At 66.0% G+C, this 22742-nt stretch carries 26 protein-coding genes and 1 pseudogene; 9 read left to right on the top strand and 18 right to left on the bottom strand.

The genetic code is table 11. From position 1 onward, the window contains the following. Positions 1-28: 28 nt before the first annotated feature. Positions 29-463 (top strand): hypothetical protein, encoded by a 435-nt coding sequence (locus tag KBZ13_RS13080; protein WP_255009800.1) that lies wholly within the window; start codon positions 29-31, stop codon positions 461-463. A gap of 19 nt (positions 464-482) precedes the next feature. Here the strand turns inward: KBZ13_RS13080 and KBZ13_RS13075 are convergent, their stop codons facing one another. The 5 genes from KBZ13_RS13075 to KBZ13_RS13055 all read right to left on the bottom strand — a co-directional run bounded on the left by KBZ13_RS13075 (position 483) and on the right by KBZ13_RS13055 (position 5332). Next, the gene (locus KBZ13_RS13075; RefSeq protein WP_255009799.1) at positions 483-923 is read right to left on the bottom strand and encodes a hypothetical protein; all 441 of its coding nucleotides are present in this window, start codon (positions 921-923) and stop codon (positions 483-485) included. A 23-nt stretch (positions 924-946) separates the two neighbouring features. Then, positions 947-2335, bottom strand: a complete 1389-nt coding sequence (locus KBZ13_RS13070; protein WP_255009797.1) for a phospholipase D-like domain-containing protein — start codon at positions 2333-2335, stop codon at positions 947-949. Between the two features lie 222 nt (positions 2336-2557). Continuing rightward, positions 2558-3658 (bottom strand): DUF4912 domain-containing protein, encoded by a 1101-nt coding sequence (locus KBZ13_RS13065; RefSeq protein WP_255009795.1) that lies wholly within the window; start codon positions 3656-3658, stop codon positions 2558-2560. 173 nt (positions 3659-3831) lie between these two features. Beyond that, positions 3832-4593: a phycobilisome rod-core linker polypeptide gene (locus KBZ13_RS13060; RefSeq protein ID WP_255009793.1), complete on the bottom strand. Its 762-nt coding sequence runs from the start codon at positions 4591-4593 to the stop codon at positions 3832-3834. Positions 4594-4723: 130 nt separating this feature from the next. Further along, positions 4724-5332 (bottom strand): phycobiliprotein lyase, encoded by a 609-nt coding sequence (locus KBZ13_RS13055; protein WP_255009791.1) that lies wholly within the window; start codon positions 5330-5332, stop codon positions 4724-4726. 40 nt (positions 5333-5372) lie between these two features. On the opposite strand from KBZ13_RS13055, the gene KBZ13_RS13050 reads away from it, so the two are divergent. Next, positions 5373-6272 (top strand): DMT family transporter, encoded by a 900-nt coding sequence (locus KBZ13_RS13050; protein ID WP_255009790.1) that lies wholly within the window; start codon positions 5373-5375, stop codon positions 6270-6272. Here the strand turns inward: KBZ13_RS13050 and KBZ13_RS13045 are convergent. Both KBZ13_RS13045 and sufR read right to left on the bottom strand, forming a co-directional pair. After that, complete coding sequence (locus KBZ13_RS13045; RefSeq protein ID WP_255009788.1) at positions 6261-6650, bottom strand: hypothetical protein; 390 nt, start codon at positions 6648-6650, stop codon at positions 6261-6263. The genes KBZ13_RS13050 and KBZ13_RS13045 overlap by 12 nt on opposite strands. Further along, positions 6647-7303 (bottom strand): iron-sulfur cluster biosynthesis transcriptional regulator SufR, encoded by a 657-nt coding sequence (gene sufR, locus KBZ13_RS13040; protein ID WP_255009787.1) that lies wholly within the window; start codon positions 7301-7303, stop codon positions 6647-6649. Before sufR ends, KBZ13_RS13045 begins: the two co-directional genes overlap by 4 nt. Before the next feature lie 256 nt (positions 7304-7559). Between sufR and KBZ13_RS13035 the strand changes: the two genes are divergently transcribed. Genes KBZ13_RS13035 through KBZ13_RS13015 form a run of 5 tightly spaced genes read left to right on the top strand, consistent with a single transcriptional unit; the run spans position 7560 to position 12826 of the window. After that, positions 7560-7940, top strand: coding sequence for a ferredoxin-thioredoxin reductase catalytic domain-containing protein (locus KBZ13_RS13035; protein ID WP_255009785.1), 381 nt, complete (start codon positions 7560-7562; stop codon positions 7938-7940). Between the two features lie 14 nt (positions 7941-7954). Continuing rightward, positions 7955-9397, top strand: coding sequence for a Fe-S cluster assembly protein SufB (sufB, locus tag KBZ13_RS13030; protein WP_255009783.1), 1443 nt, complete (start codon positions 7955-7957; stop codon positions 9395-9397). Positions 9398-9453: 56 nt separating this feature from the next. After that, the gene (sufC, locus tag KBZ13_RS13025) at positions 9454-10272 is read left to right on the top strand and encodes a Fe-S cluster assembly ATPase SufC (RefSeq protein ID WP_255009782.1); all 819 of its coding nucleotides are present in this window, start codon (positions 9454-9456) and stop codon (positions 10270-10272) included. A 2-nt stretch (positions 10273-10274) separates the two neighbouring features. After that, positions 10275-11540, top strand: coding sequence for a Fe-S cluster assembly protein SufD (sufD, locus tag KBZ13_RS13020; protein WP_255009780.1), 1266 nt, complete (start codon positions 10275-10277; stop codon positions 11538-11540). Then, complete coding sequence (locus KBZ13_RS13015) at positions 11537-12826, top strand: SufS family cysteine desulfurase (protein ID WP_255009779.1); 1290 nt, start codon at positions 11537-11539, stop codon at positions 12824-12826. The genes sufD and KBZ13_RS13015 overlap by 4 nt, the downstream gene beginning before the upstream one ends. A 30-nt stretch (positions 12827-12856) precedes the next feature. Here the strand turns inward: KBZ13_RS13015 and KBZ13_RS13010 are convergent, their stop codons facing one another. Further along, entirely contained in the window at positions 12857-13228 is a 372-nt protein-coding gene (locus KBZ13_RS13010; RefSeq protein ID WP_255009777.1) for a VOC family protein, read from the bottom strand. A 93-nt stretch (positions 13229-13321) separates the two neighbouring features. On the opposite strand from KBZ13_RS13010, the gene mtnA reads away from it, so the two are divergent. Together mtnA and KBZ13_RS13000 are read left to right on the top strand one after the other, a co-directional pair. Further along, complete coding sequence (gene mtnA, locus KBZ13_RS13005; protein ID WP_255009775.1) at positions 13322-14395, top strand: S-methyl-5-thioribose-1-phosphate isomerase; 1074 nt, start codon at positions 13322-13324, stop codon at positions 14393-14395. 62 nt (positions 14396-14457) lie between these two features. After that, complete coding sequence (locus KBZ13_RS13000) at positions 14458-15636, top strand: UDP-2,3-diacylglucosamine diphosphatase (protein WP_255009773.1); 1179 nt, start codon at positions 14458-14460, stop codon at positions 15634-15636. A gap of 74 nt (positions 15637-15710) precedes the next feature. Here KBZ13_RS13000 and KBZ13_RS12995 read toward each other — a convergent pair whose 3' ends face one another. The 10 genes and pseudogenes from KBZ13_RS12995 to KBZ13_RS12955 form a co-directional block, all read right to left on the bottom strand. After that, positions 15711-16133, bottom strand: a complete 423-nt coding sequence (locus KBZ13_RS12995) for a cytochrome c oxidase assembly factor Coa1 family protein (RefSeq protein ID WP_255009772.1) — start codon at positions 16131-16133, stop codon at positions 15711-15713. 59 nt (positions 16134-16192) lie between these two features. Next, a complete protein-coding gene (locus tag KBZ13_RS12990) occupies positions 16193-17062 on the bottom strand; it encodes a PhzF family phenazine biosynthesis protein (protein ID WP_255009770.1) in 870 nt (289 codons plus the stop codon). Positions 17063-17065: 3 nt separating this feature from the next. Further along, a complete protein-coding gene (locus KBZ13_RS12985) occupies positions 17066-18433 on the bottom strand; it encodes an APC family permease (protein ID WP_255009768.1) in 1368 nt (455 codons plus the stop codon). Positions 18434-18506: 73 nt separating this feature from the next. After that, on the bottom strand, positions 18507-19034 hold the full coding sequence (locus KBZ13_RS12980; RefSeq protein WP_255009766.1) for a gamma-glutamylcyclotransferase family protein: 528 nt from the start codon (positions 19032-19034) through the stop codon (positions 18507-18509). A 76-nt stretch (positions 19035-19110) separates the two neighbouring features. Then, the gene (locus KBZ13_RS12975) at positions 19111-20268 is read right to left on the bottom strand and encodes a multicopper oxidase domain-containing protein (protein WP_255009763.1); all 1158 of its coding nucleotides are present in this window, start codon (positions 20266-20268) and stop codon (positions 19111-19113) included. Between the two features lie 361 nt (positions 20269-20629). Then, positions 20630-20908: a BrnA antitoxin family protein gene (locus KBZ13_RS12970; protein ID WP_255009761.1), complete on the bottom strand. Its 279-nt coding sequence runs from the start codon at positions 20906-20908 to the stop codon at positions 20630-20632. Further along, positions 20895-21098 (bottom strand): annotated as a pseudogene (locus KBZ13_RS15825) (BrnT family toxin); the annotation flags it as partial. The pseudogene KBZ13_RS15825 and the gene KBZ13_RS12970, both read right to left, overlap by 14 nt. Positions 21099-21328: 230 nt before the next feature. Further along, complete coding sequence (locus tag KBZ13_RS12965) at positions 21329-21637, bottom strand: addiction module antidote protein (protein ID WP_255009759.1); 309 nt, start codon at positions 21635-21637, stop codon at positions 21329-21331. Next, positions 21637-21939: a type II toxin-antitoxin system RelE/ParE family toxin gene (locus tag KBZ13_RS12960; protein ID WP_255009757.1), complete on the bottom strand. Its 303-nt coding sequence runs from the start codon at positions 21937-21939 to the stop codon at positions 21637-21639. Before KBZ13_RS12960 ends, KBZ13_RS12965 begins: the two co-directional genes overlap by 1 nt. 156 nt (positions 21940-22095) lie before the next feature. Then, on the bottom strand, positions 22096-22698 hold the full coding sequence (locus KBZ13_RS12955; protein ID WP_255009755.1) for a PIN domain-containing protein: 603 nt from the start codon (positions 22696-22698) through the stop codon (positions 22096-22098). Positions 22699-22742 lie beyond the last annotated feature (44 nt).

Genomic DNA, 22742 nt, shown 5'->3' with positions numbered 1-22742 from the left:
GTTGAGGCCTAGCGATCGAAGCGGAACCTTGTCGAAGCGTTGGTCGGGTCTGCGCCCTGGTGGTGGGCCTCTTCTGGGCCCTTGCCCAAGCTCGGCTCCATCCACAGCGGCTTGGCCCTGCTGGGCCCTGCTGGCGCTGGCGTTGCTGGCGCTCGGCCCCCTTCGCCCCGCGGCGGCAGTCGTGGGCGGTCCCAAGGCCTACCCCTATGAGCAGGCGGTGGGCACCAGCCTCAAGGCGGCCGAGGCGGTGCTTGGCCGCACCGGTACGGAGACCTGCCTGCGCGGCAAACTCACCAACGCCATGCTCGGTCTATCCGCCAGCTGTGAGGCCAGTGGTCAGCGAAGCGCCCTCTGCCAGCTGGCTGATCAAGCGGCGGTGATCACGGGCCTCTGGAGCCTCGACGCGATGGACGACACCGCCCGCCAGGTGATCAAGCTGGCTGCCCCGGTGGCGGGCCGCTGAGCGAGTGCATCGGCGGCGCTCACTTGGCGCCGAAGCCGAAGATGCCTTTTGGTTTGTCCGGGCCCGCTGGCTTCGGTGCGACCAGGGGCTTGAGGGTGGGTTTGCAGATGTTCAGCAGACTTTCGGCCACCTTGTTGAGCGCCTCGCGGCGGGTGTAGCTGTTGCTGGCGGCGATCACCGATTGGCGGCGGATGTCCCAGAGGTCGTCCTTGCAGGTGGCCGAGAGCCAGGGGTTGTCCATCAGGCCATCGGCGAGCTGGCGCGAGGGCTCGCAGGTGTCGGCTGTGTTTTCGCGGGCGCAGTTGATGGCGGCCAGCTGGACCTTGCGCAGGGTTTCCGTGCTGGGGAACTCCGGCTCAGGCCCTTTCGGGGCGGCCTGGGCCACCGGCGGGGAGCCAAGCGGTAGCAGCACCGCGGCGATCAGGCCGAGGGTTGGGACGCAGGCGGTGGGCCGAGCCATGGAGGCAGCACAGATGACATCCATCATCGCCCCGGCGCCATCCTCGGCCTGCCGCGGCCACAGGCCTTGAGCCTCTGGGCCCGCTTGCGCTCCAACCGCGGGGAGATCCCCAGTTCGGCTCCCCGCCACATTCGCTCGAACTCGTGCTCGAAATGGGTTGCCAGCGGCGGCGAGTGGATCAGCAACAGGGTTTCGTCGTTGCCATGGGCTGCCGCCGGACTCCAGTTGAAGCTGCCGGTGATCACCGTGCGCCGATCGATCACGGCGAATTTGTGGTGCAGTTTGTCGCCCCCCGCCAACCGCGGCACCCCTACCGTTTCCACCGCCGAGGTCCAGGCCTGGTTGTCCGCCTCGATGGCGCAGCGGCGATCCGGCAGGCTGACCCCGAGCAGATCGAGCACTTCTGAAAAGGAGCGGTGGGCGAAGCCCGGATCGGCCAGCAGCCTCAGTCGCACGCCACGGGCCCGCAGCTTGGCGAGGGTGTCCGCGAGGTTCTGGGCAGAAAAGACGAACAGAGCCAGATCGATCTGCGCGTTGGCCTGATCCAGCACCTGCGCCAGAACCTGCAGGCCGTTGCGGGGATCCTCACGGCGGTGGGGGGCAAAGAGCACATCCACAGCGGTGCCCTGCACGTTGACCCGCTGGATCGCCCCCTCCTGTTTCCCCAGGCCGAAATGGCTGTCGGGTTGTCCCAGGGGACCATCGCCCCACATCCGCCGGAACTCGCCGGTGAACACCCTGGCCAGGGGAGCGCTTTCGATGCGCAGCAGGTGGTTCACGTTGCCTCGGGTGCTGGGGGCATCGGGGTCGCCGTGGATGCAGGAGGGGGTGAAGTTGGCCGAGCCGGTCACCAGCACGTGCCCGTCGGCGATCAGGAACTTGTGGTGCATCAGACCGCTGCCGGCGCTGCCGTCGGCGGTGTCATCGATCAGGGGCACGCCCCCCCGCCGCAGAATCAGCACCGCATCGCCCGCCTCCCGTTCCTGGGCGCTGAGCAGCCCGTCGTGGTTGCTGTCGGCCAGGGCGCTGAGCTGCTGCTGGCGCAGGCGCTGATGGGGGTTGAGATCGATGGCGTGTTCCTCGCTCCAGGGGGTGCTGTAGGTGTTTTCGAGCACGACCTTCACGTGCACACCCTCCCGCTGCTTGGCCACCAGTGCCCGGGCCACCTCCGGCAGTGAGAGCTCCTGCACGGCGATCAGCAGATCACGGCGGGCGCTGCGGATCGTCTCCAGCAGCAGCGCCTCCAGGTCATCCCCGGGTCGGTCCTGGCCGCTGATGGGACTGCGGTAGCTGGTTTCGGCCCTCTGGTTGAAGGCCAGCTCGAACCCCTTGGGCAGCGGCGGTACGGCCGGAGGCGATCCGATCAGCCGGGCGCTGGCGCTGCAGCCACCCAGCAGCAGGGTCCCAGCCAAAGCGAGCAGCGCTGGCCATGGTCCGGTTGGATGGGGCCGTACTGAAGGGATGGCGTTGGCGTCCAAGGCCGCTGGCCCCGATGGTCTTGCTCAGAGTTCCCAGGCTCTGCCACCGGTGCTTCCAGTTCCCAGGCCCGTAGAGATTCCTGGCCCGCTGGCAGGCGAAGGAGTTGATCTGCCGTGGCAGCTGAACGACCGATGGGGACTACGGCCCCTCGGGGCTCAGAACCATTCGGCCACGGCCTGGCTGCTGGGGTTGCTGTTGTCTTCAGGGGTGTCACGCTCGAAGCGCAGGGTGATGTTGCGCTTCTGCTCACCATCGACGGCGATCGCCTGGATCGGATAGAGCTGGATGCCATCGCGGAAGGGCACCTGCACTCGGAAGGTGCCGTCGCTGGAGAGGGGGACCTCCTCCTCGCCGATCATCAGCCGAGCCGAGGGATCCGTGGCGCCATAGACGATCAGCTCGGCGTCGGCCACGAGCCAGAACGCCCGCTGGCGTGGGGTCACCCCGCCCAGGCCGGATTCGTTGCGGCCACTGGCCCAGAGGCCGATGCCGGAGGGGTTCAGCCCCACACCGGAGAGGCGGGAGCTTTCGTTGTCATCGATTTCGTGGAAGGCCTCCGAGCCGCGGCCGAAGCGCTTCCAGCGCACCGTGGCGCTCTGGTACAACCGCTCGTGCAGGTCGTTGTTGGCGGCTTCCACTGGGCTGGGCAGCGTGGCCATGGTGGTACCGGGGGCCGTCTCCAAGGTGAAGGGGACGAATTGATCAAGGATCTGCTCGCTGGGGTGCAGGGCCGGCACCCGGGCCACGGCGGAGGTGGCCAGGGAGATCCAGCCGCCGGCCGACTGCCGATATCCGAGCTCAACGCGGTAGTCCCGGTCGCTCAGGGGCACCGGTAAGTACCACTCGGTGGAATGGGCATCCACCGGCACCTCCTGCAGGGTGTGGGGGTGGGTGGCCCCGTTGGCCAGGCCGGTCACATCCGCCAGGCGCAGGGCCAGTTGGGTGGCACCGCTGGTCAGGGCCCCCTGTCGATCCGCCTCCGAGATCTCCCAGAACACATAGGCCCACTGGGGGTCCCGGGGAAGGAACACCACCTTGGTGGCGGCGGCGGGACGGGGGGCTGGCGGCAGATCAGCCTCGATGGTGAACAAGCTCACCGCCGAGCTGTCCGAAGCCTGCTCGGGCTTACGGGTGTCGATTTCCTCCAACAGTTCCTCCTTGGATTTGCGGCTGTAGAGACTCACACCCAGGTCACTGGCCACTTGGCGCAGTTGGCGGAGGGTCATGCGTGCCAAAGAAGAAAGGGCCTGACTCACAGCGTCTCCTGATTTCATTTGGGATCAGTTTGCATGGCAATTCCCGCTTCGAAGGCCCACGGCCTGCCCCCGTCAGTGGACGCTGACGGCCCCTGGAGCGACCGGCCATGAAAAAAACGGCGGGGATCTCCCGCCGTTTCGTTGGCCAAGGGGCGTGAGAGCGAGCCCTGGGCTCAGCGACCGATGCTGCGGTAGGGCACCTTGGAGAGGTAATCAATGTTGGCGCTGCTCACCACGTTGCCGCTATAGCGCATGCCGGGCATGCTGCGCACCCAGGGGAGGTAGTCCTCGGGGTAACCGCCGCGGCGCTGGGTGGCACGTTTGGGAAGCGATTTGGCTGTGCCGGTGAAGACGATCTGGGGGAACCCGAAGATGCCGCGGTAGTAGGCGTCGTAGCGGGGGGTGGTGATGTTGAAGGGGGTTTCCCCCAGAGACCGGGCGCCCACGACGCGATGGCGCTGGAAAGGGACGGTGTTGAAGCCGAAGTTTTCGAGGTATTCGTCGCTATCAAGGATGTCGTCGACGGCGCCCTTGACGCCCTTGGTCATGATCACGGCCGCCCAAGCGATCTCCTCGGCCTGGCTGTGTACCGGTCGGCCGAGGAGTTTTTCCACCAAATGGCGGGTCACTCGGTAATTGTTGTTGAGGTTGTAGAAGCTGCGTGTGAAGGTGTCTGACAGGGTCAGGGAGCGGATGAAGTCACGCACGGTGATCTGACCGTCGCGCAACTGCGATTCCAGGTTGCTGTCCCGGTCGACCTTGAAGGCGTGGAAAAAGATCTGCCGGTAGGCCGACTCGATCACGGACCTCAGATCATCGCGGCTGACAGACGTATCCAAGCCCCCCCCCTTGGGATCCTCGTCGTTGCCCACCCGAAACGGCTCGACCCGGGAGTTCTGGGTCGTGGGCGCGTATTGCAGGAGGGGGAGGGCCACGCGTTCTTCGGCTTCCAACGACTGCGATCGTAGAAGTGGGCCTTGGGGCCACTACGTCTGGCATGGGCAGGGCTCACGATCCGTAACGTTTGCTGCCGCCACGGGTTCGCCCGCCGCCGCCCAAGGGCGCTCACCAGCCCAGCACCGAGAGGGGGCCTGCAGCGCTGGCGCCGTCCACGGTCCCTTCCGCCCCTGCTGCGCCTTCGGGCTCCTGCCAGCGGGTCTCGATGCAGAAGGAGGCGGTGTTCGAGAGCCCCTCCACGGTGCTCGTGCGCAGCCGCACATCGGGCCCAGCGAAGCTGAAGCGTTCCAGGGAGTTCATCGTTTCGTAGCTCGTGCTCAACAGCAGCTCGTCCCGTTCATCCATGAAGAAGTGGCCGGCCACCGGGGCCGTCTCGGCGTAGCCCCGATCGCGCAGCAGCAGGCCGGCTCGGCCCCGTTCATCGCAGGGGATCAGCGCGAAGACCGATTCGCCCTCGTGGGCCTCCCCCGCCTTGTCCCAGGCCATCGAGCCGCTCCAGCGCACCTGGCAGCCGCCCACCAGGTGGGTGGGGTCTTGCTGGTGCAGTGCGGCGATCGCCACCAGCCGCGGATCGTTGGCCGCCACCTCCACCACTTCGATCAGCGAACCGCCCGCTTCGGCGCTCCGATACAGCAGGTGATGACTGCTGCGCTGGGAGCGCCAGCGGCCGCAGCTGAGCTGGAAGAAGCTGAGGGCATCGGCGATCGACGGGTTCACGGTTGGACATCGGCTACAGCGATGATCGCAACAGACGGCCTTGACGGCGCCCCCGTTGACCCTCGGAGCCCTGGCTGCCCTGGCCGCCGCCCTCTGCTGGACCCTCTCCACCAGTCTCTGGCGCAGGCTTCCCACCTCCCTGGGCGCCGCCCAGTTGAACCTGCTCAAGAATCTGTTGGCCCTGGCGCTGCTGGGGCCGGCGTTGCTGCTGTTCCCCGGGGTCGTGCCGGCTCCGCTGCTGCTGCCCCTGGCCCTGAGCGGGGTGGTGGGGATCGGCCTGGGGGACAGCCTGTTCTTCGCGGCCCTGCGGCGCCTCGGCACCCGCCGCACCCTCACCCTCGAAGCCGGCGGGCCGGCGTTCACCGCCCTGGTGGGAGCCCTGGTGCTGGCGGAGGTGCCGCGGCCCCTCCAGTGGCTGGGGATCGGCCTGATCAGCCTGGCGGTGCTGTTGGTGGCCAGGGGCGCGCCGCCGCAACGCCCGGATCAGGCTCTGGGGCTTGGGCCCGATCGCTGGGGAGTGTCTTTGGCCTTAGGCGCCCTCGCCTGCGGCAGTGCCGGGGCCCTGCTGGCCCGCTCCGCTCTGGTGGCGGGCACGGTGGATCCCCTGCAGTCCGCCGCGGTGCGCCTGGCGGCAGCCTCCCTGGTGCTGCTGCCCCTGCTGCGGACCTGGCCCCGTCCGGGCCAGCGCCCCTGGCCGGCCCCGGCCCGCTGGCCCCTGGTGCTGCTGGCGACGCTGCTGGGGACGAGCGCCGGCATCGTGCTCCAGCAGACGGCCCTGCAGCTGCTGCCGGGGGGGCTGGCGGTGGCCCTGATGGCCACGGCACCGGTGATGGCCTTGCCCCTGGCGTCCCTGGAAGGGGACCGGCCGGGGAGGCGGGGGCTGGCGGCGGCCCTGCTGGCGCTGGCGGGCGTCAGTTTGGTGGTGGGCCTATGGGGCTAGAGGGGGGATGGGCGCTGGCAGCTGCCTCAGCCGCGTCTGGGCTTGCCCCTGCGCCCAGGCCACCAGTTGGCTCAACTCCAGGGCCAGGGGATCACAACCCAGCTCGGCGGCCAGCCGCTCCAGCTGGGCGGCGCCGCTCAGCAGTTGCTCCAGGAACACCGGGGCGAAGTCGGGATCGCTCTGGAACCGCGGCTCGCCGGCCATCCAGGCTTCGATCGCCTCGCTGGCCGGCACGGGGCCTTGGTGGGCCGCACCGATCTGCTGCAGACAGCGCAGGCAGTGGGCCAGCAGGCGCAGGTGGTGGCGTTCCAGTGCCGGCAGCAGGCTTCCCTCCAGCAGCGTCAGGTCATCTGAGCTGAGCGGCCCTTCGGCGCTCAAGGCTGGGGCAGGACGCCGTTGTCGGGTTGGAGGTGGAAGCCACAGGAGTGGCCGCCCTCCAGGCGCCAGTGCACCCGTTCCACCCGGCAATCGGGGAAGGTGTGGCGAATGAGCGCCAGCTCCTGCTCACAGATCACGGGGAACTGTTCAGCGATGCGGGAGACGGAGCAGTGGAATTCGCTCATCAGCCAGCCGGAACCTTCGGGGTCGGGCCGGCACTCGGCCACGTAGCCCTCCCGGCGCCGCAGCTCCACCAGGCGCTCCACCCGTGTGGTCAGGCTGCCGCTGCCGATCTGGTGGAGGTAGTGCTGGGCCTTGTCCTGGGCCTGACGCTCCAGCAGCTCCTGCACGGTGCCGGGGGGGAGGCTGGCGGCGATCGAGCCAAGCAGACCGAGGGCGAAGTGCTCGCTGCCGTCGGTGAAGTGGTCGTGGCCCTGGGGGGTCAGGCGCCAGTGGTTGCTGGGGCGACCGGGGCCTTCGGAGGCGGGACTGGCTTCCACCAGACCGTCTTCTTCGAGGCTGCGCAGGTGCCGGCGCATCACCTGAACCGACAGCTCCAGGCTCTCGGCCAGTTGGGCTGCCGTGGCTTCGCCCGCCCGCAGGAGCAGGCTGAGGGCCGCCTCACGGGTGGGGGCCTGGGTTGAGGAACTCATCGGATTGCGCGCGGTCCCGCCGGCGAACGGTCCGTTGCCCAACCTTGCCACGCGTGGCAAGGATTTGTGGATCCGGTTTCGGTGGGCGTCAGGCACGGGTCACAATGGCGCCAAGCCGCGCGACGGCCGATCCGGTGCCCTAGGCTCCAAGAAACGAAACTCCAAGGTTTCGTAATTGGATGTCGGCCTTGTTCGGCCTGGATCCTTCAAGTTGCGATCCCTTCATCCGTGGTGCCGCTCACCGACCCGCCGAACCATGTCTGACGCTCCCCCCAGCAGCACGGCTTCCAGCAGCACAGCGGCTCCCACCAGTGAGAGCCTTGAGGTGATTCGCAAGTTTGCCGAGACCTACGCCAAGCGCACGGGCACCTATTTCTGCAGCGATCCGGGCGTGACCGCCGTGGTGCTCGAGGGCCTGGCCCGCCACAAGGATCAGCTGGGTGGTGCGCTCTGCCCCTGCCGTCACTACGAGGACAAGCAGGCCGAGGTCTCCCAGGCTTTCTGGAATTGCCCCTGCGTGCCGATGCGCGAGCGCAAGGAGTGCCACTGCATGCTCTTCCTCACCGAGGACAACCCCTTCCGCGGCGAGAGCCAGACCATCAGCACCGAAGAAATTCTTTCCCACACCTCCGACTGAGGAGCCTCAACGCCATGGCCACCGCTCCATCCGTCGGCGATCTGATGAGCCAGCCGTACAAGTACGGCTTCGTCACAGACATCGAGACCGACAAGATTGCCAAGGGCCTCAGTGAGGACGTGGTGCGCTGGATCTCAGCTAAAAAAGAGGAGCCGGCGTTCCTGCTGGAATTCCGCCTGCGCGCCTTCCGGCAGTGGCTGCGCATGGAGGAGCCCGACTGGGCGACCCTGGGCCATCCCCCGATCAACTACCAGGACATCATTTATTATGCGGCCCCCCGGCAGCAGGACAAGAAGGCCAGCCTCGATGAGGTGGACCCAAAACTTCTTGAAACGTTCGACAAGCTTGGGATTCCGCTGAGCGAGCAGAAGCGCCTCTCCAATGTGGCCGTGGATGCGGTCTTCGACAGCGTTTCGATCGCCACCACCTACAAAGCGAAGCTGGCGGAGCACGGGGTGATCTTCGGCTCGATCAGCGAGGCGGTGAAGGAGCATCCGGAGCTGATCGAGCGCTACCTGGGCACGGTGGTGCCCGGCAACGACAACTACTTCGCCGCCCTCAACTCAGCGGTGTTCAGTGACGGATCCTTCGTGTTCATCCCCAAGGGGGTGGAATGCCCGATGGAACTCTCCACCTACTTCCGCATCAACTCCGGCGACACAGGCCAGTTCGAGCGCACCTTGATCGTGGCTGAAGAAGGCGCCTCGGTGAGCTACCTCGAGGGCTGCACCGCACCGATGTTCGACACCAATCAGCTGCATGCGGCGGTGGTGGAGTTGGTGGCCCTCGATGACGCCTCGATCAAGTATTCCACCGTGCAGAACTGGTACGCCGGTGATGAGAACGGTGTGGGCGGCATCTACAACTTCGTCACCAAGCGCGGCCACTGCCGCGGCGACCGCAGCCACATCAGCTGGACCCAGGTGGAGACCGGCTCGGCGATCACCTGGAAGTACCCCAGCTGCGTGTTGCAGGGTGCCGATTCGGTGGGAGAGTTCTACTCGGTGGCCCTCACCAACCACCGCCAACAGGCGGACACCGGCACCAAGATGATCCACGTGGGTCCGCGCACACGCTCCACGATCGTGAGCAAGGGCATCAGTGCCGGTCATTCCTCCAACAGCTACCGGGGTCTGGTGCAGATGGGGCCCAAGGCGGTTGGGGGTCGCAATTTCAGTCAGTGCGATTCGATGCTGATCGGCGACCAGGCCGCCGCCAACACCTACCCCTACATCCGCTCCCAGCAGCCCGACGCCGCGATCGAGCACGAGGCCAGCACCTGCCGGATCTCCGAAGACCAGCTCTTCTATCTGCAGAGCCGGGGCATTGGCTTCGAGGAGGCGGTGTCGATGATGGTCAGCGGCTTCTGCCGCGATGTGTTCAACCAGCTGCCGATGGAGTTCGCCGCCGAAGCCGACAAGCTCCTGGCCCTCAAACTCGAGGGTTCGGTGGGCTGACCCCCACCAGCTCTGCCTTCTTCCTTTCTTTCCGCCCTGCCCCAACCCCAGGCCCTGTGATCCGTCCCGACGCCGAACTTCTGCTCCAGATCAAGGACCTCCACGCCCGCGTGGAGGATCAGCCGATCCTCAAGGGCGTGAACCTTGAGATCCGCGCCGGCGAAATCCATGCGGTGATGGGGCGCAACGGCAGCGGCAAGAGCACCCTCTCCAAGGTGCTGGCGGGCCATCCCTCCTACCAAGTGACCAGTGGTTCGGTGCTCTACCGCGGAGAGGATCTGCTGGCGCTCAGTCCCGAACAGCGGGCCCGTATCGGCGTCTTCCTGGGGTTCCAGTACCCGGTGGAGATCCCCGGGGTGAGCAACCTGGAGTTCCTGCGGGTGGCGACCAACGCCCGCCGCATGGAGCAGGGCCAGGAGGAACTCGACACCTTTGCCTTCGAGGATCTGGTGCAGGAGCGCCTCAAGGTGGTGCAGATGGATCCTGCCTTCCTGGAGCGCTCGGTGAACGAAGGTTTCTCCGGCGGCGAGAAGAAACGCAACGAGATCCTGCAGATGGCGCTGCTGGAGCCGCTGGTGGCGATTCTCGATGAAACCGATTCCGGCCTCGACATCGATGCCCTGCGCATCGTGGCTGGCGGCGTCAACCACCTGGCCAGTGCCGACAACGCCACCCTGCTGATCACCCACTACCAGCGTCTGCTGGATGTGATCACCCCCGATTATGTGCACGTCATGGCGGCGGGCCGCATCCTGCGCACGGGCGGCAAGGAGCTGGCCCTGGAACTCGAGGAGCGCGGCTACGACTGGGTCGATGAAGAGCTGGCGGCCCTGGAGCTTTCCGAGAACGTCCGCACACCCTTGGAGGTGGCCTGACCATGGCGCTGGCGACCGAGACCTGGAGTGGGCGCCTGCTTCAGGAACTGCCGCCCGCAGCCGGTGCGTTGGCGGAGGTGCAGCGGCGGGGTCGCGCGGCCCTGGCGGCCCTGCCCCTGCCCCGCCGGCAGCAGGAGGATTGGCGCTTCACCGATCTGGGGGCGCTGACGGCCCTGGCTCCCCGTTGGGATGCCGGCGCCACGCCGGTTCCCGTCGACCTGCCCCCGGTGGCCCCTGGGGTCACGCGCCTCTGGCTCGATGGCCGCGGCGATCCCCTCGCTGGGGTTGAACTGCCGCCCGGCCTGCGCCCCCTGGCGCCGTTGGAGCTGAGCCAGGCTCTGGGCCACACCCTGGCGGCCGTCGGCGCCGAGCACCACTGGCCCGTGGCCTTCAACCACGCCAGCGCCGGCGATTGCCTGGCCCTGCGCGTGAGCGGGCGTGAGCCCGTTCAACTGGAACTCGTCAGTGCTGCTTGCAACGAACAGGCGGTGCTCCCCCTGCGCGTGCTGCTGCTGGTGGAGGAGAAGGCCCAGCTGGAGCTCACCCAGGTGCTGCTGGGCTCGGCCGCCAGCCTCACCAGCCTGATTCTTGAGTTGCATCTGGGCCGTAAGGCCGCGGTCAACCACGGTCTGCTGGCCTTCGGGGAGGCCCCGGCCAGCCTGCTGGCCCATCTGGCCGTGGAGCAGGAACCCCAGAGCCGCTATCAGTTCACCAGTGCCTCCCGCGGCTGGGCGCTCTCGCGCCTGGAGCCCCGCATCAGCCAGGTGAGCGGCGCGGCCCACACCCAGCTGGCGGGCCTGCAGCTGGCGGAGCAGCATCAGGTGGCGGACACCCACGCCTGGGTGCGCTTCGAGGGGCCCGATGGCAGCCTCGAGCAGCTGCACAAGGCGATCGCCGATGACCACGGCCGCAGCATTTTCAATGGTGCCGTGCGCGTGCCCCGGGCGGCCCAGCGCACCAACGCCGCCCAGCTGAGCCGCAACCTGCTGCTCTCCAACCTGGCCCGGATCGACACCAAGCCCGAGCTGGAGATCGTCGCCGACGACGTGCGCTGCGCCCATGGCGCCACCGTGAGCCGGCTGCAGCTCGATGAGCTCTTTTATTTGCAGAGCCGAGGCATCGACGCCGAGCTCGCCGCCAGCCTGCTCAAGCGCGGCTTCTGCGCCGAAGTGCTCAAGGGTCTTCCCGCGGCCGCCGCCGTCTGGGAGCCCCTGGCGAGGGTGCTGCAGCCGGGCTCTGCTTTGAGCGCTCCGGAGCGGCGGCCATGACCAGCCTGGCCCTCCCACCGCTGATCCCCGCGATCGAGCCGGCCGAGAACCTGGCCTTGCTGACGCGTCCGGATTTCCCGCTGCTCGATCAGGTGGCCTGCCTGGGGGAGCCGCTGATCTATCTCGATTACGCCGCCACCAGCCAGAAGCCCCGTCAGGTGCTCCAGGCCCTGCAGCACTACTACGGCCATGACAACGCCAACGTGCACCGCGGCGCCCACCAACTGAGTGGCCGTGCCACCGAAGCCTTCGAGGCGGCACGCACCAAGACGGCGGCCTTCATCGGTGCCGCCAGCCCCCACGAGATCGTCTTCACCCGCAACGCCACCGAGGCGATCAACCTGGTGGCCCGCAGCTGGGGCGACGTCAACATCCGCCCCGGCGATGAGATTCTGCTGTCGGTGATGGAGCACCACAGCAACCTGGTGCCCTGGCAGCTGCTGGCGGCCCGCACGGGCGCCGTGCTGCGCCATGTGGGGCTCACCCCCACCGGGGAGCTGGATCTCGACGACTTCAAGGCCCAACTGGGGGAGCGCACGAGGCTGGTGAGCCTGGTGCAGGTGAGCAACACCCTCGGCTGCCTCAACCCGATCGCCGAGATCACCCGCCTGGCCCACGCCGCCGGTGCGTTGGTGCTGGTGGATGCCTGCCAGAGCCTCCCCCACCTGCCGCTGAACGTGGCCGATCTCGGCGCCGATTTCCTGGTGGGCTCCTCCCACAAGCTGTGCGGGCCCACGGGCATGGGCTTTTTGTGGGGACGCGAGGCACTGCTGGAGGCGATGCCCCCTTTCCTGGGGGGCGGCGAGATGATCGAGGAGGTGCAGCTGGGCTCCAGCACCTGGGCGTCGCTGCCGCACAAGTTCGAGGCGGGCACACCGGCCATCGGTGAGGCGATCGGCATGGGTGTGGCCCTCGACTATCTACGCGGCCTGGGGCTCGAGCGCATCCACGCCTGGGAGCAACAGCTCACCCGTCAGCTGTTTGCAAGGTTGCAGGCGATCGAGGGGGTGCGGATCCTCGGCCCCACGCCCGAGCAACAACCGGATCGCGCCGCCCTGGCGGCGTTCACGGTGGAGGGCCTGCACGCCAACGACATCGCCGCCCTGCTGGATTCCGCGGGCATCTGCATTCGCAGCGGCCACCACTGCACCCAGCCCCTGCACCGCCACTACGGCCTGGCCGGATCGGCCCGGGCCAGCCTGGGATTCACCACCAAGCCTGAGGAAATCGACCGCTTCGCCGAGGAACTCCAGGGCACCATCGGCTTTCTGCGGGAGCACAGCTGAAGCTGGAACGGCTCCGAGTCAGGCCAGCCCTCAGGCGAGTGAGTGCAGGCCGATGGGGTTGCCTTCCGTGTCGAGCACCACCGAGATGAAGCCGAACTCGCCGATGGCCATTTTCGCTCGGCACACTTGGCCGCCCGCTGGCACCACGCGACTTTCCTCCACCGCGCAATCCCCACAGCTGAAATACACCATCGTGCCGCCCTTGCCGGGCTCACAGCCCTCCATCTGCATCAGCGCGCCGCCAGCCCCTGCCTTTGTGTCGTCCATCGGGAAGCACCAATAGGCCATGCCCGGATTCGAGAGGTCCTCGAACTCCACCTGGAACACGGCCCCATAGAACGCTTTGGCCCGCTCCATGTCAGACACGTTGATCTCGAACCAGGTGATGGGATTGGTGGCCATGACGGGAAGGTTGGCGCGTTTGGCAGAAGATAGGTCTGCTGAAGTGAGCCCTCCAGCGGCTTGGGATGATCGTCACGCTCCCCTTCTTCCACCATGAACATCGACGGCAAGGCCTGGCGCACGATCTGGCTGGAGCAGGGCGGTTGCTCGGTGGGGGTGATCGATCAGACCCAGCTGCCCCACCGCTTCGAAACCCGTTCGCTCGCCACGCTCGATCAGGCCGCCGAGGCTATTGCCACCATGGTGGTGCGCGGTGCACCGCTGATCGGGGTCACCGGCGCCTATGGCCTGATGCTGGCCCTGCAGGCGGATCCAGGCGATGCCTCGCTCGCCGCTGCCTTCGAGCAGCTCAACGCCACCCGTCCAACGGCCATCAACCTCCTCTGGGCCCTGGAGCGGGTGCGTGATCGGGTGGCGCCGCTCCCGCCTACCCAGCGGGCCGCCGCCGCTGCGCTGGAGGCCGCCACCATCGCTGATGAAGACGTCGCCATGTGCGAGGCGATCGGCGACCACGGGCTCGCGATCTTCCAGGCGATCGCCGCCGCCCGCCCGGCCGAACGCCAGGGGGAACCCCTGAACGTGCTCACCCACTGCAATGCCGGCTGGCTGGCCACGGTGGATTGGGGCACCGCCCTGGCGCCGATCTACAAGGCCCACCGGGCCGGGATCCCGATTCATGTGTGGGTGGATGAAACGCGTCCGCGCAACCAGGGCGCCAGCCTCACCGCCTTTGAGCTGGGCCGCGAGGGTGTGCCCCACACCGTGATCGTCGACAACGCCGGCGGCCACCTGATGCAGCACGGCCTGGTGGATGCGGTGATCGTCGGCACCGACCGCACCACCCGCACGGGGGATGTCTGCAACAAGATCGGCACCTACCTCAAGGCCCTGGCAGCCTTCGATAACGGCGTGCCCTTCTACGTGGCCCTGCCCGCCTCCACCATCGACTGGACGATCGACGACGGCGTGGCCGAGATCCCGATCGAGGCCCGCTCCGCCCGCGAGGTGACCCACATCGGCACTCTTTCGCTCACGCCCGAGGGCAGCGGCGCCTTCAACCCCGCCTTCGATGTCACCCCGGCGCGGCTGGTGACGGCCCTGATCACCGAGCGCGGTGTGGCGCCGGCCAGTGAAGAGGGGTTGCGATCGTTGTACGGCAGGGCCTAAGTTCCGCGCGCCTGAGGCCTTTCAAGGTTAAGGGAAGGTGAACAACCAAGCGGTGATCTGTCGTGCTCGATTGTGCCGCCCTGTTCATCTCCGACCTGCATCTGGGATCGAATCAGTGCGAGGCCAAGGAGCTGAGTCGCTTTCTGGCCTTGATTCGCCCCCAGGTGCTCTATCTGGTGGGCGATGTCATCGACCTGGAGGCGATTCGCATCAATGCCAACGTCAGTGAATCCTTCCTGGCGGCCAGCGTCGATCGGGCTTTTCAAGCCGGCTCTGTTGATCCGCTCGAGAAGGGCGTCTTCGGCAGCCGCAAACTGCTGCGCCACACCCACCTGCAGGTGCTTCGCGATCTCCGTGATCTCAGCCGCTCAGGCGTGAAGGTGGTTTATGTGCCCGGCAACCACGACGCTTATCTGCGCAAGTACACCGGTCTGGAAACTGAGTTCTTCGCCATTCGCCGCGAGGATCTCTACACCACCCCGGATGGCCGGCGCCTGCTGGTGCGCCATGGCGACGAATACGACGGAGTGATCCATTTCCACCAGAGCCTGGCCTCTCAGCTCACACGCCTCACGGAGCACTACAGCCAGTTGATCGGCCTGTTCCGCTCCGCCGCTGAGGCCCTACGGCCCAGTGCGCCTTTGGCCAGCTGGAATCCGGAGGCGATTCTTGAGAGTGCTGTGGAGCTGCTGGCTCAGCCCTGGGACTGGCCGGTACCGGCGGCAAGGGGGCTGGAGTCGTCGGAGTTTTCGCTGGCCTTCGCCCTCGAGCGGGCGATCAAGACCCGCACCGGCCATGACCGCGTGCACAAGCGGCTGATGACCCAGCACCTGTTCCGGGAGAACCGCGCCGGCCAGCAGCTCCATGGGCTGATCAACGGCCACACCCACATCCCCGAGGTCACCGGCTTCGAATCGCCCCCCGCTTCACCGGGTGATCCGGCAGCGCCCTGCCACATCACCACCTACAACGACGGCAGCTGGGCGCGTAGCCAGCGGCAGCTGGGCCGCACCGCCCTGGTGGTGGCCCACGACGGCACGATCGGCATGATTCGCTTCGATCGCGAGCGCGGCATCGTGCCCTTTCTGCCGCCGCGTTTTCCCTTCAACAGTTATCCAATGCGCCCCTGTTCCGTGTGTGGCACACCGGTGGCTGATCTCAACAAAACCGATCAGGGCGGCGATGGCATTCAGCTCTCCATGGAGGAGCCATCACCTGTTGCCGAAAGCGTCGGGGTTTGATCCACGAGCGGACGATCCAGTGGGCCATCGATCAAGCGCCGGAGCATGGCCTTCGGCCCCTGAAACGGCGAGGGTCAGAGCGCATCCCCGATCAACTTGATGGGGGCGCCGGGACCGTCGGGCTGCACTTCCAAGGTGGAGTAGGTCCACTCCCCTCGGGCTTTGCGCGCCTGCACCACCAGCGTGCCCGAGCCCTTCGGGCCGCTGATCGGGATCGCCAGGTTGGCGCTGCCGCCGGCGCCGTTCGTGCTCACCTGGCCGGAGAGGAACAGGCCGCCTTGGAGGGGTGACCCCAGGCGGCTGCGCACCAGCGGATCGGCCTGGGCCCGCCCCAGGGCTTCCTTGTAGGGAGCGGAAGACTTCATCAGGCCGAACACGCCGAAGACCAGCAGGGCGATGAAGCCCAGCACCGACCCCAGGCTGCCGGCGCAGCCCAGGGGCACCACCCAGGGCCAGTTGCGCTGCCACCAGTTCCGGCTCGGGCTGTCACCGGTCATGGCCGTTCCGCTGGGTCGGGCCCAGGCTAAAGACCCCGTCCAGGAGACCTGGAGCCCATCTAAGGCGTGGTCAGCGCCACGGCGGTGCCGCTCACCACGATGCCGCCCGTCGCCGGAATGGTCACCTCCAGACGGCTGGGGCGCCCCATCGCTTCCCCCTGCAGCACCGTGATCCGCCCGCCGGGGGGCACCTGAGCCAGGGCGCGCAGGTAGCCGCCGAGGGCGGCGGCGGCCGATCCGGTGGCGGGGTCCTCGCGTAGGCCGCAGCTGGGGGCGGGGTTGCGGGCCTGGAACAGGGCCGGCTGGGCGCGCCAGATCAGCTGCAGGGTGAGCAGCCCCTCGGCCAGCATCAGCTCCCGCAGCACCTCAAAGGGGTAGTCGAGCCGCGCCAGTCGCCCGGCATGGCGGGCCGCCAGCACCAGGTGCCAGGAGCCGGCGAACGCCTTCAGGGGCGGCAGCTCGGGGTCGAGCTCGCCGGCGCCCCAGCCCAGGCAGGCCAGCACCGCCGCCACCAGCTCGGTGCTGGCGGGCTCCTGGCGGGGCTCGACGGAGGTGAGGGCGGCCACGGGGCGGCCGTTCTCCAGGCGCACGCTCACGGGCACCAGCCCCACGGGGGTCTGCAGCCGGTAGGTGCCCATGCCGCTCGACGTTCCCAGCACGACGCCACTGGCGATGGTGGCGTGGCCGCAGAAGGGCACTTCGCAGCTGGGGCTGAAGTAGCGGATCGTGCGCTCGTCTCCAACCAGCGGCGCCAGGAAAGCGGTTTCCGAGTAGCCCAACTCGGCGGCGAGCTGTTGCATCGCCTCCACGGGCGGCAGGGCCGGCCCGTTCCAGACCCCGGCGGGGTTGCCACCGGCCGGGTCGTCGCTGAAGGCCGTGAGCCGGTGCAGCGTGCCGGCGTCGATGGCTGGGTGGGCGTCGGGCTTCACCGCTCAGGCCCCCTGGCCGGGGGCCGCCGAGCCCCAGCGCCGCTGGGCCCACTGCAGCGGCAGGCTCAGGGCGATCAGTGCCAGGGCCAGCAGGCTGTTGGTGGTGTCGCTCAAGGAGGCGGCCACCAGGAAGGCCATCGAGCCCAGGGCCACGATGGCGGCGGCCCAGATCCCGCCCGGGGCCTTGAAGGGCCGCGGCAGTTCAGGCTCCTTCCAGCGCAGCACCAGCATCGAGACCATGCCGGCCAGATACAGGAGCACGTAGAGCAGCGCCGCCACCCCCAGCAGGCGCTCGAAATCAGCGAACAGCACCAGCAGGCCCGTCAGCAGGGTGGTGGCGATCAGGGCGTTGACGGGGGTGCCGCTGGGGCGCACCTGGGCGAAGGCGCCGAGGAACAGCCCGTCGCGGCTGAGGCCGAACAGGATGCGGGGCGCACACATGATTGAGGTGTTCACCAGGCCCAGGGAGGAGATCAGCGCCAGCACCAGGATCACCCGGCCGCTGAGCGGCCCGAACAGGGTTCTGGCGGCATCGGCCAGGGGCAGATCGGAGCCGGCCAGCTCCGCGATCGGCAACACCTTCAGCAGGGCCAGGTTCACCAGCAGGACCAGAGCGATCACCACCAGCAGCCCGCCGATCACCGAGCGGGGCAGGTCCTGGGCGGGTTCGTTGAATTCTTCAGCGAAGTAAATCGGACTCTGCCAGCCGTCGTAGGTGGTGATCACGGCCTGCAGGGCGAACACCGCCGCCACCACCAGGGCTGTTGCGCCCGCCGGTGGCGACGGCCCACCGGCCCCGGCCAGCTCGGGGCCATGGCCCGGGCTGAGCAGCAGGCAGGCGCTGATCAGGGCCAGGAAGGCGAGGGCCTTCACAAGGCTGAGCAGCTCCTGGCTGAGCCGGCCGGCCTCCAGGCCGATCAGCTGGATCAGGGCAAAGAGCAACAGCACCACCAGGGCGATGCCGGTGCCATGGAGGGGGATGGAGGGGATCAGGGCGGTGGTGTAGGCACCGATGGTGACCACCACCCAGGCCAGGCCAGCGCAATGGCCGATCCAGTCGATCCAGCCAACGGCGAAGCCGGCCTGATCCCCCAGGGCGCGGCGGGCGTAGATCGTCCAGCCACCGGCCCGGGGCATCGCTGCCCCCAGCTCCGCCACGGCCAGGGCCCCGAGCAGCACATAGAGCCCCCCGAGCGCCCAGGCAGCGAGGATCAATGGTCCGTTGCCCAGCTGGGCGGCCACCAGACCGGGGGTGCGCAGGATGCCGGCGCCGATCGAGCCCCCCACCGCCCCGGCGATGCCGAAGCCCACCCCGAGGATCGAGAGCAGTTGGCCCGACGGTGCGGCGTTCGCCGCTGGGCTCGGTTTCATGGCGGGCCTCCCATGGCCGGAGACTAGGGCTCAGGTTTGCCGCAGGTAGGCCGGTGCCTTGGGGTGGTGCCCATCAAGGCAGGTCGGCCTCCAGCCAGGGTTGAGCGGCCCGGATCAGGGCGTCATGGATGGCCTGCCGCTCAGGGTCCGGGTCGTGGATGGCGGCAACGGCCTCAATCCCTTGGATGTAGGCGGGTGGCAGCCTGTGTTCGCGGGCGCCGGCGAGCACGAGCGCTCGATACCAGCTGAATGGTTGGATCGAAGGGTCGATGTGGGTGGGGGTGGCGACATACACCTGGGCCTGGAGGATGTGGCCGTTGCATGTCACCTCGATCACCTGGTCGTCGTAGCCGACGCCAAGCCCCTCGGCGTGATCCAGCCGTGGCTTCTCGGTGGCGGCCAGTTCAAAGAGCACACCATGGACCTGCGCCTCCGCCCGGTCCGTGGCCCACACATCGCACTTCCCGGAGCCGTCCTTGCCGCGCTTGTGCCAGCGCAACTCGTAGCCCCGGAGCACGGCCCGCCCCAGGGGCATCGCCGAGGGGACGCGCTCCCGCAGACGTCGAACGAGCATGTTGGAGCCGTAGGCGAAATTCAACACGGCGGGCTGGGGAATCAGGCAGACCTGATGGCTGAACTGGATCAGGACGCCGGAGAGGCAATGGCTCGGTTCAGCGTCAGCGGGGATCCACTCGGAACAGGGCCTGCATCCCCGCCACCATGTGATCGTTCACATGGCAGTGCATCATCCACACCCCGGGCACATCAGGGACCATGTCCAGGGTTCGGCTCGTGGCGGGGAAGATGTCGGTGGTGTCGATGCGCCGGCCATTCTCCAGCAGTGTTGAGCCATGCCAGTGGGGCGTGTGGAGGTCCGTTTCCGTTCCCATCGCCAGCAGATACCAGCGAACATGCTCGCCCTGCCGCATGGTGAGTCCAGGAAGATCCGCATAGACGAAGCCATTGATGCCATGCATGAGGTTGCTTTCGATGAACTCCTCATCGCTGCGGTCGATGGATTCGTTGTTGATGAACTCAGCAATATTGGAATCTAGGAACAGGCTCTGGTTTTCATCGGTGATGGCGTAAAGCCCCACGAATTCATGATCCACTCCCTTGGGAAGCCTGCGATTCTCATCCAGCTGGCCTTTCCTGTGAATGATGATCGGTCCCACCAATCCGGCGCTGGTGTCGGCCACTTCGTTGACGTGGGAGTGGTAGGGCCACACGATGGAATCTGGATCAGCGGGCCCAGGGCCGGCGCGCTCTGGAACCTGCCATTGGTAGGTGTGGGAAGCACCTGGTGGCACGTCATCATCCGTACGATCTTTTGGCGAAGACCCATCGGCATAGGGCGAACCTTCGCTGGCCTTGTCGTAGAGAACACCGTGGGGATGAAGGCTCACCGGGAAGCGGGTTTGATTCCGCAGATGAACAACGAGGGTGTCCCCAACCTCCGCGCGCAGGATCGGGCCAAGGTTCCCCAGGTGCTCCTCACGGGATCCTGGCCTGCGCAGAGGCGATGCATCAGCACCAGGTTCGGCTTCTTGCACTCCCCTGGGGCCGTCAAGAATTGCGCCGTAGCCAGCGCTGTAGGAGCGGAAGACCGCCTTGCGGTAGACCCGGCCGATCCGCCCGGCTCGTCGCTCAACGAAGGTGTTCTCCTCAGCTCTGAAGGGCATCCCCATCATCCTGTTGATGGGATAGGAGGGGGCGTAGTCCCAGAGGATCTCCTCCGCTTGAATCCAGTACTCGCGCTGGTGTGAACGCCCGTTGACCGCAAGGGCAAGCCCGAGGATCAAGGCAAGCCCCAGAAGCAGCGACAGCAAAGCCAACCATCGACGCGCCATTCTCTGCTGGTTGATCTGCTGATCCGATCGGCACCTTTCCAGCGAAAGCTAGGCGCAGCCATGCCAGACACCGCAGACGAATGACACGGTCCGTTGTGATCGATGTCACACGAGCGGGGCGCTTGCAACGATGGCCTCTGTGGTCCTATGGCGCTTTTGACGGCAAAGTGAGCTTGCATGAGATCAGCCTTTCAGGCATTAATAGGCGGCGATCACTGGTAGTAGGAACAATCCTGGGTGACGGATTGTGATGTGGGGTTGCTGACCGCCTAACGCTCAAGATCAGAAGCGGGCAGTCGCTTTGGCAAAGGAGACAGCCTCCGGTCACGTCTTCTGAATCTTGATGTTAGGCACCCTTCGCATCGACAGTGGCGTGAGCTTCGACATATTCCTTAAGCACAGCATCCATACGGGCTTGCCAGCCAGCTCCAGAAGCTCTGAAATAGTCAATAACTTCAGGACTATATCGGATTGAAACCAGCTGCTTTTTATATGCCAACTTTGGACGGCCGCGCAGCACTCGCATGGGGACCATCGCGCTCATCTGTTCGTCTGTAAGCGGAAGGGCATCAGGATCTGATTCCGCTGCCTCTGTAATCAACTGATCCTCCTCAAGTGTCGGCATCTTCAGGTTGACCTTCCTTAATGGCTCTGACATAGTGATTGACCTCACGGCAATTGGCTCTGCGTAGGCTAATAATTCTCCTTGCTGGCTCGCGTTCTACAAAGGCTACAAATAAGAGTATGTCTCCAATTGGAGCCAAGGCAATCATCGTTACTTCTCCATAGTCAGCCCGGTCATCAATCCAGACGAGTGCTGCATCCCAGCTGAGCTAAGCTGCGGCCGCCAAGGAGAGGCCGTGCTTGCTCAGGTTGGTCGCGTCCTTGCCAGGGTCGAAATCGAACTGCACGCTTTATCGTAGCTACGGAAAGTCCGGCCGTCAACTTCGACTAAACAAGCAGTCTTCAGGTGGGCCTAACGCTTTTTCGAAGGTGTCGCTTCTCAACAGGCAACCATTGCGGACCTTTGCATCGCCAGCAGAGCTCAAGTCAGCTCCTCTTCGCTTCTCACACTCGCGCTCAACTTCAGACCCAGAGCCGTGACCACCTTCAGGATGGTGTCAAAGCTAGGGCTGCGCTCTCCAGACAAAGCCTTGTAGAGGCTCTCCCGGGAAAGTCCTGAGTCTCTGGCCACCTGGGTCATCCCCTGGGCCCGTGCAATATCGCCCAGGGCCTTGGCAATGAAGGCAGCATCTCCATCCGCCTCCTCGATGCAGGCTTCCAGGTAGGCCGCCATCTCCTCAGGTGTTCGGAGTTGCTCGGCAACGTCGTACGGGATGGTCGTGGTTTTCATCAGGTCTCCTCTGTCAGGTTGTCTGCCAACAGAAGAGCCTCATCAATGTCCTTGGCTTGTGAGCTCTTGTCTCCGCCAGCCAAAAGGATGATCAACTCGGTTCCCTTCTGCAGGTAGTAGACCCTGTATCCAGGGCCGTAGTTGATCCGCAATTCCGACACGCCAGCCCCAACGGGCTTGACGTCACCAGGATTGCCGCCGATGAGGCGCTCGATCCTGGCCTGAACCTTCGCCCGGGCTCTCAGATCACGGAGACCCGCAAGCCATCGGACGAACCGCTCTGTCTGGCGGACCTCAACCATCCACCAACTGTAGCCTGTTGGCTACGGCGACGCAACGCTGCCTTGCTGGGGCCCTTCAAGGTCGCCACATCCTTCGAACGTTCGCGATCACCTGGCCGCAAGGAGTAAATGCTGAAACAGGACTTCTGATGGAGGCGACTTAGGTGGATCGCAGTATTAGGAATCCATGATGAGCTTGTATGAAACCTTTTCATCCGTCAGTGTAACGAATCCAGCCTTGACCATCTGGTCAATCACGGCTTGTACGTCTGGCTCCCCAACCTGCTTGAAGAGGATAGCGTCTATTGAAGAGCTTAGAGAAGCCAGCGTCCGAGGTCTTGAGTTTCCGGATTTTAATCGATCAACAACCAGCCCCATGCGTTCCTTCGGGGTCTTTGCCGTTGATGCTCGAATAATGGGAATTTCGCCAATCGTCTCGCTCCGGACCGCAAACACCTTTCGCTCCCTTAAGTGCTCAATTAGCGGATCAAAACCCTTATCCTTAGATATGATATGAAAGAAAGCATCTGCATCGGTTGCGCCAATTTGTCCTATGTAAAATGCAATATGAAAGTCAAGGGCGTTGGGCCCCGCACCGGAGATCTTTATGTACTTTGCGCGCTCACCAAGGTCTTGAATAGCAGACACGGTCTCAAATGAGAGTCTTGTCTGCACCTTTCCCACAAAGACATAGGCGACAAAGCCATCTCTATTTAACAGCTCAAGCTGGCTGGGTTGAACACTCTCGTAATCTATGAGGACATAATTGGTTCTCTTCATTATGGATGGCAAGGGAATTGATCAGCCTTGGACAACATGATCGT

It is taken from the genome of Cyanobium sp. ATX 6F1 (assembly GCF_024346315.1).
Lineage (GTDB): Bacteria > Cyanobacteriota > Cyanobacteriia > PCC-6307 > Cyanobiaceae > ATX-6F1.
Note: the sequence above shows the minus strand (reverse complement) of the source record. Positions and strands in the feature narration are given on the sequence as shown.